The organism is Pseudomonadota bacterium, assembly GCA_030859565.1.
GTDB lineage: Bacteria > Pseudomonadota > Gammaproteobacteria > JACCXJ01 > JACCXJ01 > USCg-Taylor.
Genome location: JALZJW010000106.1, coordinates 1 through 13,777, shown reverse-complemented (window position 1 = coordinate 13,777; position 13,777 = coordinate 1). Strand labels below are relative to the sequence as shown.

Sequence of the window (13,777 nt, the reverse complement as noted above, 5' to 3'; positions counted from 1 at the left end):
GATGCTGGTGGCCTTGGGATCGCGCTACGGGTTTACCGTGGTGCAACCGCCGGTGTTTAAGATCGCCGGGGAGCGCGTGAGCAGTACCCAGGTGCGCCGGGCGCTGGCCGAGGGGGACATGCCGCGGGCGCGGCGCCTCCTCGGCCGCGGTTACGCTATCCGCGGCCGGATAGCCCATGGACAGAAGCGAGGTCATGCGTTCGGGTTCGCGACGGCGAATATCGAGCTGCGCCGAAACCGATCGCCGCTGCGGGGGATCTTCGCCGCAAGGGTGAGCGGGCTCGGGCGGACGCCCTTGCCGGGGGTGGCGTATCTCGGTTCCAAGCCCGCGTTGGGTGGAACCCGCGATCTATTGGAGGTGCATATTTTTGATTTTTCTCAAGACTGCTATGGAAAGGACGTGGCCGTGGAGTTTGTCGCCAAGCTGAGGGATGATCGGCGCTTCGAGTCGGTGGAAGCCCTGACGCACCAAATAGCGCTCGACGCCGAGCAAGCCAGAAGAGTATTAAACAAGTGCGCGCCTGCGACGATCTCCTCGTATGAGCGACTATAAGAAGACGCTGAACCTGCCGCGCACGGACTTTCCCATGCGCGCCAATCTTGCCGAGCGCGAGCCGGCGATGCTAAAACGCTGGCAGGATCTCGGCCTGTACGCACGCATTCGCGCATGCCGCAAAGGCGCCCGGGACTATGTTCTCCATGACGGGCCGCCGTATGCGAATGGAGATATCCATATCGGGCATGCGGTCAACAAAGTGCTCAAGGACATCATCGTCAAGGCAAGAACGCTAAGCGGTTTCAACGCGGGGTATGTTCCCGGGTGGGATTGCCATGGTTTGCCCATCGAATTGATGGTGGAACAGCAGTCAGGTAAAGCAGGTGAGCAGATTTCGCCCAAAGCCTTTCGTGAGGCTTGCCGCGCCTACGCTCGCGCGCACGTCGATAAGCAGCGCGCGGATTTCATCCGCTTGGGCGTTTTCGGCGACTGGGACCGGCCCTATCAGACGATGGATTACCGTTACGAGGCCGATATCGTCCGCGCCCTCGGCCGCATTATTCAGGGAGGCCATCTGCAGCGCGGCGTCAAACCCGTGCACTGGTGTACGGATTGCGGATCGGCCTTGGCTGAGGCAGAGGTCGAGTATCAAGACCGCGACTCGCCCGCCATCGATGTGCGTTTTGCGGTGTTGGACGAGGCCAGCCTTTTGGAGCGCTGCCATCACCTCCCCGAGCACGAGGGGAGCGGCCCGCTGTCGGTGGTCATTTGGACTACCACGCCGTGGACCCTACCGGCCAACCACGGGGTGGCCGTCAATCCGGAGCTCGACTACGCGGTGGTGCAATGCCAGGGGCCGCGCGGTGTCGAACGCCTGGTGCTGGCCGATGCCTTGATGAAGGACACCCTGTATCGTTATGGCATCGAAGAGTATCGAGTCATTGCCTACAGCGGTGGCCAGGCGCTCGAGGGTTTGGTCTTGCAACATCCGTTTTACCGCCGCGAAGTGCCTGTCATTCTCGCGACCCATGTCACCACCGAGGGCGGCACCGGCGCTGTACACACCGCGCCGGGCCATGGCCAAGACGACTATGTTGTGGGTAAGCGCTATGGCCTAGCGGTGGACAACCCCGTCGGCGGTGATGGCCGCTTTCTTCCGGGCACGGAACTCTTCGCGGGCGAGCATGTGTGGGCCGCCAATGAACATATCATTCAGGTGCTGAAAGCGCGTGGCGCGCTCGTGCACCATGAGGTTGTCAGGCATAGCTATCCGCACTGCTGGCGGCATCGCACACCGATCATTTTCCGGGCGACACCGCAATGGTTCATCAGCTTGGACGCGCAGGGGCTGCGATCCCAGGCCTTGGCCGAGATCGCGAGGGTGAGTTGGATCCCGGAGTGGGGCCGGCTGCGCATCCACGGCATGGTCGAAAAGCGCCCGGACTGGTGTATTTCCCGTCAGCGCACCTGGGGCGTGCCGATGGCCTTGTTCGTTCACAGAACCACGGGTGAGTTACATCCCGACACCGGTCAATTGATCGAGGAAGTCGCCCGGCGCATCGAGCAGGACGGCATTGATGCGTGGCACGATCTCGATACGACCGATCTGCTCGGCGAGGATGTGGCCTACTATGACAAGGTGACCGATACGCTCGACGTGTGGTTCGATTCGGGGGTTACTCATACCTGCGTGTTGCAAAACGATGACCGCTTGCGCTATCCGGCCGATCTATATCTCGAGGGCTCCGATCAACATCGCGGCTGGTTCCAGTCCTCCCTGCTCACGGCGGCCGCGATGCACGGTGTCGCGCCGTATAAGGCTGTATTGACGCATGGATTCACGGTGGATGCCGAGGGCATGAAAATGTCCAAGTCGCGGGGGAACGTCGTCGTTCCCCAGGAGGTCGTGACTACGCTCGGCGCCGATGTCTTGCGGCTTTGGGTCGCGGCGACCGACTACAAGGCCGAGATGGCGGTGTCGGACGAGATCCTGAAACGCATCGCCGATGCCTACCGGCGTATTCGCAATACGGCCCGTTTCTTATTAGCCAACCTGGAGGGCTTCGACCCTGCCACCCACCGGGTAGCGCCTGAGGAGATGCTCATGCTCGACCGCTGGGTGCTGGCCCATGCCGCGCGCTTGCAGCAAGACGTGATCAACGCCTACGAACAGTTTCAATTCCACCTCATCTACCAAAAAGTACACAAGTTTTGCGCGCTGGAATTGGGGAGCTTCTATCTCGATATTATCAAGGACCGCCAGTACACGATGCCGCGCGAGAGCCTGGGACGGCGCTCGGCGCAGACCGCTATGTACCATATTGTCGAGGCGTTCACGCGCTGGTTGGCCCCGATTATGAGCTTCACCGCGGATGAGATCTGGCCCTACATTCCAGGCCACCGGGGCGAGTCGGTATTCCTAGAACAATGGTATCAAGCGCCGCGCATCCCGGAAGACCGCTTTGATCCCAGTCTTTGGGAGCGGGTGATCACGGTGCGCGAGGCCGTTTCGAAGGAGCTCGAGGGTTTGCGGGTCGCGGGCCGGATCGGATCATCGCTGGACGCGGAGGTGCACCTTTATTGCAACGGTGCGCTGTTCGATTCCTTAACCGCCTTCGAGGATGAGCTGCGGTTTGTCATGATCACCAGCGCCGCGCAGGTCCATGCGCTCACTCAGGCCGGGCAACAATCAAAGGATACGGTGATCCCGGAGCTTAAGCTCGCGGTGTTACCCTCGGCGCAACCGAAGTGCGGCCGTTGTTGGCACCATCGGCACGATGTCGGCGCCGACGCGGCCTTCCCGACCTTATGTGGCCGCTGTGTGTGCAACGTAAACGGTCCGGGCGAAGTCCGGCGTTATGCGTAGGCGAGATGGATGATGGTGAACGGCAAGAACAGAGATTGTGCTGAAGTGGAGAGGAACCTGGCGAGCGCCCCGGGCAGCGCGGGAAGGTGGCTGTGGCTGGCGACCGGAATTATCATGCTGGATCGATTAACCAAAATCCTCGCGAGTCAGTATTTGACCTTGCACGAACCGCAAGCGCTGTTTCCGTCGTTCAATCTAACGCTGGTCCACAATACCGGCGCCGCCTTCAGCATCCTCGGGCAAGCGGGTGGCTGGCAGCGGTGGCTGTTTATTTTTCTGGCGACGGCCGTAAGCCTGGGCATCGTGGTATGGTTACTCAAAACGCCCGCCGAGCGGCCGTGGATCGCGTGCGCGCTGGCGCTTATCCTTGGGGGCGCGGTAGGCAATCTTTGGGATCGAGTTGTTGCCGGTTACGTGGTGGATTTTATCGATGTCTTTTACGGAGCCTGGCACTGGCCTGCTTTCAACATCGCGGATGCCGCCATCACGGTGGGGGCGGCGATGATCTTTTATGACGGTTTGAACCGCGATGTATCGACATAAGGGTTTAGAAATCGTAGTGTGGCTAAATAAATGACCGGCAGGAGAGTGCTGTGATGAAAATTGTGCTAGCGAACCCGCGCGGTTTTTGCGCCGGAGTCGATCGCGCCATCGGTATTGTCGAGCGGGCCTTGGAATTATACGGCGCGCCGGTTTATGTACGCCACGAGGTAGTGCATAACAAATATGTCGTGGACGGATTGCGCGAGAAAGGCGCCATATTCGTGGACGAGCTTCAGGATGTTCCGGATGATTCGGTGGTCATTTTCAGCGCCCATGGCGTCGCCAAGGCGGTGCGGGATGAAGCCGCGCACCGCCGACTGCGTGTGTTCGACGCGATTTGTCCGCTGGTGACCAAGGTGCACATGGAGGTGGGCCACTACCAAGACGAGGGAAGGGAGTGCATTCTAATTGGCCATGCCGGCCACCCGGAGGTCGAAGGCACCCTTGGGCAGTACCGCCGCGGCGATGGGACAGGCGGGATGTACCTGGTGGAATCCGTTCAAGATGTCTGGGAGCTACAAGTGAGAACCCCGGACTGCATCGCTTTCGTGACGCAAACCACGCTGTCGATGGACGATACGGCGGAAGTTATCGATGCCCTACGGGAGCGTTTCCCGAAAATCATCGGACCGAAGCAAGAGGACATCTGTTACGCCACGCAAAACCGCCAAGACGCAGTGAAGCGAATGCTCAAGGAATGTGACGTGATCCTCGTGGTCGGATCGCAAACCAGCTCGAACTCCACGCGCCTCAAAGAGATCGCGGAAAAGCAAGGGATCCCCGCGTACTTGATCGATAGCGCGGCCGAAATCGAACATGCATGGGTAAACAACAAACAGACTGTAGGGGTGACGGCGGGAGCATCGGCACCCGAGGTGCTGGTCGAGCAGGTGGTGCAAAAGCTAAAGGAATGGGGTGGCAGGGCGGTTTTGGAAGCGCCCGGCATACGCGAGAAAGTCGTGTTCAGTCTCCCGAGGGAGCTCGCCAAGGGCTCCAATGCGGACGTAGCGCTGACGTAATTCTGGCCATCACGGCGCCCCGCAGGCGATAGTGATCACGTTATTGCGATAAGCCCATCGGTTGGGAGATTCAATTTGATTTCGCCACCACGGGGTATGAACCCCGTGGGGCGACCAAAGGGGAGAGCTGCGCCTCTCCCCTTTGGAAACCCCATGGCTAAGGATCCCGCGGCAAGACCGCGGGGAATAAATTTAAACCTCCCGAACGCCGATTCATTATGGTCCTCGAATGCTTGCTGACTGCATCATAGTGGGCGGGGGCGTGATCGGAATGTTCACCGCGTGGGAACTGGCGAAGGCAGGGTGTAAGGTCGTCCTTCTCGAACGCCATCGCCTGGGACAGGAGGCATCCTGGGCAGGGGCAGGAATACTCGGGCCGCTGCCGCCTTGGAGCAGCATCCCGAGCGCGCTCGAGCCGCTCCTGCGCTGGAGCCAGGTCCGTTATCCGGAGTTGGCTCGCAAGCTATGCGATCTCACCGGCATCGATTGCGAATGGATGCAATCGGGTCTTCTGCTGCTCGACGCGGCGCTTAACGGCGAAACCTTCTCCTGGGCTAGACATAGCCGTGATCGCTGCGAGATCCTCGGCCCTGCGGAACTACGGGCTCTGGAACCGCGGGTGCACGCATCCGGCCAGGCCCTGCGGTGCCGTAGCGTGGCCCAGATCCGTAACCCGCGGTTGCTGCGTGCCCTCGCGGCCGTAACGCGTCAAGCCGGGGTCGGTATCTACGAGAGCGCACAGGTGTCTTCAGTTATCGTGTCCCATCATCGGGTCGTCGGTGCGAATAGCAGCGCGGGTCGCTTTTTGAGCGAAACGGTCATTATCGCCGGCGGCGCATGGAGCGGCCAACTACTTGCCGGACTGCCCTTCCCGCCGGCGCTGGCGCCGGTACGCGGTCAAATGCTTCTCTTCGAAACCCAAACGCCGCTTTTCCACCATATCCTGCTGCGCGAGGAAATCTACGCCGTGCCGCGCGCTGACGGGCGTGTCCTGATCGGTAGCACACTTGAGCGTGTGGGGTTCGACAAGTCGGTCACGCCGGGAGCTCGATCCGTTTTGGAAGCGGCCGCGTTCGGACTGGTTCCGGAACTAGAGCAAGCTAAATTTGCGGGGCATTGGTCGGGTTTGAGGCCTTATGCACAACGCGACACACCGATCATCGCCGCCCATCCCACGATTCGCGGGCTGTATGCGAATACCGGGCATTATCGATTGGGTGTGACCTTGGCGCCGGGATCGGCACGCTTAGTCGCGGACTTGATTTTGGTACGCTCGCCGGTCGTCGATCGGGACGTGTTTGCTTGGCCGGGTTTTGAGCCCGCGCGCCGGGAGAGTGCAAGCAGCCGGCGTTAGGCGTACACTAACGATCAAACTCGGGCAGAGCACCTTAAGCGTATTCGATGCTCGTTCACGATGAATCCGCCGCCGTTCATCTATTGCAACGGCAAGCAATCAAGCCGACCGCCCAGCGCGTGGAGATCGCGCTGCTGCTGCTGCAAGAGCATCAACACTTATCGGCCGAGCAGGTGCTCGACCGGCTTCGTCGCCGCGGCAAAGCGGTATCCAAGGCCACCGTCTACAACACCCTGCGGCTTTTCGCGGCGCGCGGGATCGTCCAGCAGGTCATCGTCGATCCGGAACGGGTGTTTTATGATTCGAATACCAGCGCTCACTTTCATTTCTATAACGTAGACCAGGGCGCTTTGATCGACGTCGATCCCGACGCAGTGCACATTCCGAAACTCCCGGCTTTGCCTTACGGAACCGTGCAAGAAGCCGTGGATGTTATCGTAAGGATTCGAGATAAGTAATGCTATTTTACTATTTTATAAGATCACCACATTGCATATACTTGCGTTGACTTAGAGCTTGTGAAGAAATCGTCGCGAGCAAGTCCGCCCGCGAGGCGCACGGCGCGCAGGAACCGCAGTGTATGTGGAAATACATGAGGATTCCGAGCACCGCGCAACGAAGCGGGCGGGTTGCGCAGTAGATTTATTCACAAGCTCTCAGGGCGCACGCATTCGCCGGTGTAGCTCAGTCGGTAGAGCAACTGATTCGTAATCAGTAGGTCGGGGGTTCGATTCCTCTCGCCGGCACCAAGAAATCAATGAGTTAGCAAGGCACTCGCACAACCTCCCGGCGGGCTGAGCAAGAAGTTCGCAGTGGCAGGGGTGGGCTTTTTTAAGCTGTAGAATCAGTTGGTGTAGCGTGTCAGTGTGCCCAACGCATCATGGTCGGCGCGCACGAAAGCTGTGGCTGCAGACGTGCCCGCCGCCGACGGTGTCGAGGGCAAAGGGTGGGTGGCTATGATTTTAAGCGTGTGTGGCGATGAAAGCTCGGACGAGACAAGGCAACGCGTCTTCGCCGTTGGCGGAGTGATCGGATCTGAAGAAACGTGGTGCGAGCTAGAGGCCAAGTGGGTGGCCCGAACTGGTGGAGTTCCGTTCCACGCGAACAAATGCGACAGCGACCAGGGAGACTATGCTAAGACCACACATGCCGACAACAAAGCCCTCTACCGGGAACTGACCATCTTGTTGGCTGAGAGCGGGCTTGGTGGCTGGGGTTTCGCTATCGACCTGAGTGCTCAGCGCAAAGTGTTTCCGGACGCGCCAGATATCGCGTATTACAAGTGCTTTCTAGAAGTCGTTCAGGCCATGAAAAACTGTGCGGCTACCAACGGAGCAACGGCCAGATTCACGTTCGACATGCGTCGCGAGAGTGAGTACAACACGGGTTTGCTCTACAACATGGCGATGACTGATTGGAAGGAACACATGTTTTCGAGCATCGCCTTTGAGTGCTCCCGCGATAATACTGGCGTCCAGGTTGCGGACTTGTTCACACGCGAAACGATGAAGGCGCTGGACAACATCGTTGGTCCTGTGAAGCGTCCTACCAGGAAATCCTGGTTGGCGTTGCATGACACTGGTCGTTTCCATATCGACGTTGTCGCCGATGCGTGGTTTGAGAGCTTGAAAGGGCAGATGCCGATGTTGGAAGAGCAGACCGGTATGTCTTCCGCTGGCTATGCGGATTGGTTGAAGACCAACAACCTCCAAGACTCCACCACTAATCTTTTTCGTTACATGGATTGGAGCGACATCACGAAAGAACGCTGAAATCAACGTTTACGGTGCAGGAACCGATACCTGCACCGTTTTCCCCCTATGGGGTCGCGCCGGAAGTGCGTGCCTTGAAGATTCTGCTGGTTCCGCCGACCTGCATAACCGACTGCCAACTACGCCGCGCTTCGTTGGCAGTCCGAGTTTGATGCAACGGTTAGAGCACGGTGCTCCACGGCTCACCGCGCCTCTATGTAAACATGTAGAACAGCATCCATGCGCGACTAATCCCAGGCTCATGTTTAGTACACCCGAAGCTTTAGTATCCCTTGTATAGCACTAGCGCCCCAATAACAAGCAACCCCCAAAAGATCCAAGTCTGTTCAGAGACTTGATTGCCTTAGCAATGCTAGCCAATGTCGTCTCAAGCTGCTTGAGCATTGTCAGTTCCTTGCTTTCTGGCGGGCTTTCCTCAATCAACCATTCGGAAGCGGGACGAGGATCAAACGAGGGCCGCCGCTTATGGATCTGTTCGCACCGACGCTGATAGACGTACCTCAGGTCTCCGCGAAGTTGCTCGTCTTCAAGCAGCTTCCGTAGTGGTGACTTGTGATACACGGAGTCGTTACAAAGGACGGCAAGCAAGTACACGTCCTCGTCACGGGCGAAACCATCTTTCATCTCCTTTTCCGTGAGTTGTGCCTTTCCATAGTAGGCGCACCGGAGAACCACGTCGGCTGCATCGGGGCTGCCCAAAATGGTGAACTTACGGTCTTTGAAATGACGGCCGTACATAGCTGCGACGAGGCATCGGAACTCGTCTCTCATGGGCAGGTCGGTGTAGTACCCCTTTCTGAATGTGCCGTCTTTGGAGACAGGCACTTGTGCCCATCGCTTCAAAATCGAAGTGATGGGCTCGTCGGGGGAGTCGAGGTCACCCGGATCGAGTTGGTTGAGCAGTTCTCGGAGCGCGATGAGCCAGTATTCGGTAGTGGGAACCGAGGCAAGCATGCTGATGATTGCCTTGTGGATTCCTCTGTACCCGAGATCAGGACCGTGGTACGAATCCTCATTCGTTATGAGCCGTGGATTCTTGATCGATAAGAGAACCAAGCGGCGTCGGCGCTCGTCTGGTAGAGTGGCGAACAGTCCCGCATTGTTGTAGAGGTCTTTAAGAACTTCGTCAGCAAGGTTTCGATTGGCAAGGAGAGCATACAGATCTTCTTCGTCTCCTTCGGTAATCAGGCGTACGAACTCCTTTTCGCCGAGTGTGTTTTGTGGGAACTGCGAAAGCAGGTACTTTACAACCTCGTTCGACAGGCACGCGATGCGGAGGCCTCGCAGATATCGCTCTTGGAGGTGGCCTGCAGGGGCAGCCAGCGATTTCTGGTAGAGGGCTGCCACCACCTCCTTATCCCCGGCATAGCGCGCGAGCCCTAAGTCGATAAGTGGTTCACCTCTCGCCAGCAGGCTCTTTTCTAGGTCTTCATCCCCCCCGCCGAACGCGCTTTTCTTCAATTCATCGCCATATTTATCGAGTTCAACCAGGACCTGTTCCGGACGTGCGACGATAAGGCGCGCCTCCCTAATGCGTGCCTCCGTGTTTTCGGTAGCCATACAGGACTCCTTCTTTCTCGTTCAAGGCATTCTTCGCTGTTCACCGTAGGCCGCGCCGCTCATGTTGGCAAGAACAGATAAAGTGCGGCATCCGTCCTGGGCTCTAACGTGTTAGTTCAGGGTCCCCTGGAACGGTGGGTTCAAGTAAGCCGCTGCGCGGCAGTCTGGTTAGGTGTCACTCTCGTCAGGTGGCTTGAGGTTGTACTTAACTTGCCTTTGGTAGTACTGCCCGTGATAGAGAATCACGGATTCCTCGAACTTGTTGTGTCCGGCCTTCAAGCGATCGATGTGGAACTGCCAGAAGTCTTCGGTGTTCAGCATCTGACGGGCGACACTGGGCTTCATCGCGAAAAACTGATCTTGCGCTCGCGTGGTTTTGGTCCGTTCTTTGGTCTCAATGTGACGCCGTGCGTGGGCATGGCAGTCACGTGCGAGGCGAATACAGTCGCGAGCAGCGTATGGACGCACTGCAGTCGACGGGGATTGCACAGTGACGCCATCTTCTCCCACGTCCGTGTACATGGACGGCTCGCGACCGATCTTGAGGTGAACCATAAGCTGAACCGCCGCCTTGGCAGAGCTAGCTATATCGGAACTGGCCAGCAGCCAGGGGGTGAACGCGGCTGTGATTTTGGAAGAGTGATCCTCAAACGACTTTCGCACCTTGCTCGCCACCGCGGAGTTGGCCAGATCTCGGCTCCGGGCGTCAAACGCAAGGTGCGCCTTTCCTGTTTCCTCAATGGAAGCCACAGCCAAGAAATATGCACGCGCTTGATGGCCCTGCGCTTCAAGAAGCGCCGCTTCTTCGAGCAGTTCCGCCGCGTTCTGCAGGGCGGCGAGGCTATAGCGTTGAAGGAGATCGACCGTCAGCACGTAGGTGCGAAACTTCTGCATCGGTGGAGGAGGCGGGCGTGTGCTGGCACCTAACTATTGATTAGATGATTTCTGGATATCATCCTGCGCATTGATATCACAGGGCTTGTCTCGTGACAATAAGCCTTGTTTTGACGCATCGTCCAGCTGTATATCATCCCCATTAACAAGATACGCAGGCTTGGATGCCGTGACATGCTGACCTCCCCGCTGAACTGTCCCGCCGCTACGAAACCCTGCGGAGGCAGCAGGGTGTCGCAAGGGAATACCGGCCACACCATGCAAAGTGGCTGCGCTACTACTGGGATTGCCGCCACAAGTACGGCTTCGAACTGTGGGAGCGGCAGAGTTTTCCGCCTTTTGACGAGAAGCTGCGAACCAAGAATCAGTCTGTCTTCCAGCGCCAGCTTGACCAATGGCTGTTTTGCGGTAGCTCATGTTTACTCAACTGGAATCAATACATTGTAGGTGCAGTCGGTAACTGCACTGGCAGGGCCGTAAAGGAATCTGGTTAGGAGGACACCATTCCTCGGTGGCTCCAGTCTTGCCAGCTGTCTTCAAGTAGATTAACAGCTTCTCAACCTGAGAACGTGGGTTCCATTCTCATCAGCCGATCCAATGACTTCCTGAGCCGACCCTCGTCCCATCGCCCTCTATGGCGCAGGAACCGATACCGGCACCGTTTTCCCCCTATGGGGCGCCGGAAGTGCGTGCCTTGAAGTTTCTGCTGGTTCCGCCGATCTGTGCTACATCGACCCGCCTTTTAACTCTAAGCGGAACTATAACCAGATCTACAACAACACCGGCGACAGGGACGCTCAATCTTGCGGGCCAAAGAAGTTAGCGCCATGCACGGTGATCCGTATCAGCAAACTGCTGAGAGGATATGGGCGAGTGACCGCGCGTTACTTGCAGATCTTTATAACGGAACGTTAACTTACGGCGAGTACGCGAAAAAGCGGCAAGAAAATGCCGCCACTTTCGACGATGCTATTGAGCGTAAGCGCTCACTTGAGACACACCTTCTCCAGCCGCCTGGTGCAAAATGGGGTGAGTCTCTACCAGCTCCAACAACTTCTCGGGCATACGAGCCAGCACACGAGCAGCCTCTACGCCCATCTCACACCCAATCATGCGGCGCAAACGGCAATGGATATCTTGAACCGCTTGCAGCCACCACCGACCAACTGATGGTTTTATCAGCCTTGGCAGTTTTTGCGCATGCCCTGGGGTGTCGGCCCCTACACGCTCTGTGTGTCTACAAAACGAAGTTGTTGATTTACAAAGGCGGGGTTATAACCTATTGAGGGCTTTGATGAAAAAATCGTGTGCACCGCATTCGTAATCAGTAGGTCGGGGATTCCTCTCGCCGGCACCAGTAAAAACAATACCTTAAGACTGACAGACTTTTAAGGCTGTAGGCTATGTCCGCTAGCTAGGTGTCCGGATTTTGACGCAATCCGCCCGCAAACCGCTGCCATTGGACGACGTTTTCCTCGTTCATTGGTTAGGGGCGGGGTGGGGGTGCGCCCCGTTAATTATGCGGTGTATGTGGCCTTACCCCCAGCGACCGGTTGTACTCCTTCACCCGCTTCATCTCACGGTTGTACTGTTCCATCGCACGCTTATGCTGCTCCATCTTGGCCGCGTTCCGTGCGGCATTAGCCCTGATGCGATTTGCCTCAGCGTGGTTTAGCCCCTCCGCCGCGTGGTTCTGCGGGTCATATAGCGGGGACACGGGGATCTCACCGCGCTCATGCGAAGCAAGAACCGGCAGTGAGGTGATAACCAAAGAACAAAACAAAAACTTAAGATTATTCATTACATCCCTTTCCTTCATTTTCAAATAGTTAAAAAAGTACTTGAACACCCCTGGAACAACCTACTTTACGAACCCGTTGAGCGTCGCACCCGTGCCGACAAACCCGAGGGTGTTGAGCCAAGCCGCGATCGCGCTCGGCTTATCGCCGACCTTCATACGCGCACGGATTCGGACTGGCGCGCCTCGAAGATCTCACGGTTCTTTTCCTGCACGGGATCGAGCTTGCGGCGCTTGCGTCGTGGTGCTGGCACGTGATAGGTTACATCACCCAGCAAGGCCCTGATTCTCTTTGCCTGCGCTTGGGTAACCCACGCTTGAAGCAGCACCCACCCCTTGGACCTGAGTTTCGCCCTTCGCTTGGCTTGGCGTTCTGCAGCCGATAATGGCATGGGTCGGACCTCGGTAACGTTAAGATTTAATCTGCGAAGCAAGCCGCGCGCAGACGTCGCAGAACAGCCGCTTGCGGCTACACACACCTCCCTGGTGTACGTATGTATTCTTGGTGTAGTTCATCCTCGTGTTACACAGCACGCGGCAGAGGCCGTCAGGCCGCCGCAGGAACAGGTGCGTCTTTACCCCGCCGTCCGGTAAGCGGAGAAAGCCAGGCGTATGTATTCTCGGTGTCCGTAGGTGCAATCGTCGTCATAGTTTCCGCACCTCGGGTAACGTTTGTGACATATCACATTATAAGCCATGCTTGTGATATGTCACAACCCCTCCCTTACACGGCCGCTGTCTAATAGCCAGCGTTATGTTGGGTGGCCGACCACCGACCCTGGTTGGATAGGCAGCGCGGGACCGGAAACGAAGCCGGGAACGCACGCGGGCGGGAAAGCACAGCGCCGTGCGGGGACGCGGCGGGCTGGGCGATAGCTGAACCTGGCAGTGGCCCCGAGTAAGCGGCAACGAAGGGAGCTAAACCGACCGAAGCTGCCGAGCCGGTTGCGTAGCATCCGGTGGCGCTTGAGTTCTGCACGGCGCAGCCCGTTCGGAGCCGCAAGCCCTTGGGCGAAGGCGCCGCGCGATCAATTGCAAGCACGGGTTCGCTCGTGATCTCCAAATTAGAGATCGCATACTGTAGAGAGACGTTATTCGGCATTCCATTAAGCGGCGCGTCCGTAGTCGGCCGCCACATCTCGCGCACTCACCCCCTGGCCCTCACGGCGTTTCGGCAGACGCCGGGGCTGGTCCTTAATGCAGCAATCTCACGCAGGCGATCGATGTCTTCATTTACGTAAATTCTGCGCCCAGCGCTCTCACGCCCTGGCTCGAACAGCCCTTGGCGCTCCCATAGTGCGAGCGTGTTGACATGCTTGCCGAGCAAGCGCGCGACGTGCGTTCGCGAGAGTATTTTCTAATTCAAAGATGAGTCTGAAAGAAGGTAGTAAAGCCTGGCCTCCTAGGGTGAAAGAGTACTGGCCTCCGGGGATAGCTGGGGGCGTCGGGAGCCTGGGCGGTGCGACGACTGTTCA

The 13,777-nt window shown here is 57.9% G+C and carries 13 protein-coding genes and 1 tRNA gene; 9 read left to right on the top strand and 5 right to left on the bottom strand.

Annotated features, from left to right (window positions below; genetic code table 11):
• The 8 genes from M3436_14870 to M3436_14835 all read left to right on the top strand — a co-directional run.
• Positions 1-553, top strand: a 553-nt coding sequence (locus M3436_14870; GenBank protein ID MDQ3565349.1) for a bifunctional riboflavin kinase/FAD synthetase, incomplete at its 5' end; no start/stop codon positions are given.
• Positions 540-3,362 (top strand): isoleucine--tRNA ligase, encoded by a 2,823-nt coding sequence (ileS, locus tag M3436_14865; GenBank protein ID MDQ3565348.1) that lies wholly within the window; start codon positions 540-542, stop codon positions 3,360-3,362. The genes M3436_14870 and ileS, both read left to right, overlap by 14 nt.
• A 12-nt stretch (positions 3,363-3,374) precedes the next feature.
• A complete protein-coding gene (lspA, locus tag M3436_14860) occupies positions 3,375-3,905 on the top strand; it encodes a signal peptidase II (GenBank protein ID MDQ3565347.1) in 531 nt (176 codons plus the stop codon).
• A 53-nt stretch (positions 3,906-3,958) separates the two neighbouring features.
• Complete coding sequence (gene ispH / locus M3436_14855) at positions 3,959-4,924, top strand: 4-hydroxy-3-methylbut-2-enyl diphosphate reductase (protein ID MDQ3565346.1); 966 nt, start codon at positions 3,959-3,961, stop codon at positions 4,922-4,924.
• Positions 4,925-5,153: 229 nt separating this feature from the next.
• Positions 5,154-6,278, top strand: a complete 1,125-nt coding sequence (thiO, locus tag M3436_14850; protein MDQ3565345.1) for a glycine oxidase ThiO — start codon at positions 5,154-5,156, stop codon at positions 6,276-6,278.
• Between the two features lie 47 nt (positions 6,279-6,325).
• The gene (locus tag M3436_14845; protein MDQ3565344.1) at positions 6,326-6,736 is read left to right on the top strand and encodes a transcriptional repressor; all 411 of its coding nucleotides are present in this window, start codon (positions 6,326-6,328) and stop codon (positions 6,734-6,736) included.
• Positions 6,737-6,951: 215 nt separating this feature from the next.
• Positions 6,952-7,027: transfer RNA gene (locus M3436_14840), tRNA-Thr, on the top strand.
• Positions 7,028-7,180: 153 nt separating this feature from the next.
• Positions 7,181-8,050 carry a DUF3800 domain-containing protein gene (locus tag M3436_14835; protein ID MDQ3565343.1) on the top strand — a complete coding sequence of 290 codons (870 nt, stop codon included), beginning with the start codon at positions 7,181-7,183 and terminating at the stop codon, positions 8,048-8,050.
• A gap of 282 nt (positions 8,051-8,332) precedes the next feature.
• Here M3436_14835 and M3436_14830 read toward each other — a convergent pair whose 3' ends face one another.
• From M3436_14830 to M3436_14820, 3 genes are all read right to left on the bottom strand, one after another.
• The gene (locus M3436_14830) at positions 8,333-9,610 is read right to left on the bottom strand and encodes a hypothetical protein (GenBank protein MDQ3565342.1); all 1,278 of its coding nucleotides are present in this window, start codon (positions 9,608-9,610) and stop codon (positions 8,333-8,335) included.
• A gap of 168 nt (positions 9,611-9,778) precedes the next feature.
• The gene (locus M3436_14825; protein MDQ3565341.1) at positions 9,779-10,483 is read right to left on the bottom strand and encodes an AbiV family abortive infection protein; all 705 of its coding nucleotides are present in this window, start codon (positions 10,481-10,483) and stop codon (positions 9,779-9,781) included.
• A gap of 54 nt (positions 10,484-10,537) precedes the next feature.
• Entirely contained in the window at positions 10,538-10,921 is a 384-nt protein-coding gene (locus M3436_14820) for a hypothetical protein (GenBank protein ID MDQ3565340.1), read from the bottom strand.
• A 531-nt stretch (positions 10,922-11,452) separates the two neighbouring features.
• Here M3436_14820 and M3436_14815 point away from each other — a divergent pair.
• Positions 11,453-11,674 carry a tyrosine-type recombinase/integrase gene (locus M3436_14815; protein ID MDQ3565339.1) on the top strand — a complete coding sequence of 74 codons (222 nt, stop codon included), beginning with the start codon at positions 11,453-11,455 and terminating at the stop codon, positions 11,672-11,674.
• Between the two features lie 343 nt (positions 11,675-12,017).
• On the opposite strand, the gene M3436_14810 is transcribed toward M3436_14815, so the two are convergent.
• Together M3436_14810 and M3436_14805 are read right to left on the bottom strand one after the other, a co-directional pair.
• Positions 12,018-12,305 (bottom strand): hypothetical protein, encoded by a 288-nt coding sequence (locus tag M3436_14810; protein ID MDQ3565338.1) that lies wholly within the window; start codon positions 12,303-12,305, stop codon positions 12,018-12,020.
• Between the two features lie 152 nt (positions 12,306-12,457).
• Positions 12,458-12,694, bottom strand: a complete 237-nt coding sequence (locus M3436_14805; GenBank protein MDQ3565337.1) for a hypothetical protein — start codon at positions 12,692-12,694, stop codon at positions 12,458-12,460.
• Positions 12,695-13,777: the final 1,083 nt, after the last annotated feature.

Excerpts from the sequence above, each read along its gene's own strand:
- M3436_14830 (MDQ3565342.1), bottom strand. The coding sequence starts at position 9,610 with ATGGCTACCGAAAACACGGAGGCACGCATTAGGGAGGCGCGCCTTATC.
- M3436_14805 (MDQ3565337.1), bottom strand. The coding sequence starts at position 12,694 with ATGCCATTATCGGCTGCAGAACGCCAAGCCAAGCGAAGGGCGAAACTC.
- ileS (MDQ3565348.1), top strand. The coding sequence starts at position 540 with ATGAGCGACTATAAGAAGACGCTGAACCTGCCGCGCACGGACTTTCCC.
- thiO (MDQ3565345.1), top strand. The coding sequence starts at position 5,154 with ATGCTTGCTGACTGCATCATAGTGGGCGGGGGCGTGATCGGAATGTTC.
- M3436_14845 (MDQ3565344.1), top strand. The coding sequence starts at position 6,326 with ATGCTCGTTCACGATGAATCCGCCGCCGTTCATCTATTGCAACGGCAA.
- M3436_14820 (MDQ3565340.1), bottom strand. The coding sequence starts at position 10,921 with ATGAGCTACCGCAAAACAGCCATTGGTCAAGCTGGCGCTGGAAGACAG.
- ispH (MDQ3565346.1), top strand. The coding sequence starts at position 3,959 with ATGAAAATTGTGCTAGCGAACCCGCGCGGTTTTTGCGCCGGAGTCGAT.
- M3436_14810 (MDQ3565338.1), bottom strand. The coding sequence starts at position 12,305 with ATGAATAATCTTAAGTTTTTGTTTTGTTCTTTGGTTATCACCTCACTG.
- M3436_14815 (MDQ3565339.1), top strand. The coding sequence starts at position 11,453 with ATGCCGCCACTTTCGACGATGCTATTGAGCGTAAGCGCTCACTTGAGA.
- lspA (MDQ3565347.1), top strand. The coding sequence starts at position 3,375 with ATGGTGAACGGCAAGAACAGAGATTGTGCTGAAGTGGAGAGGAACCTG.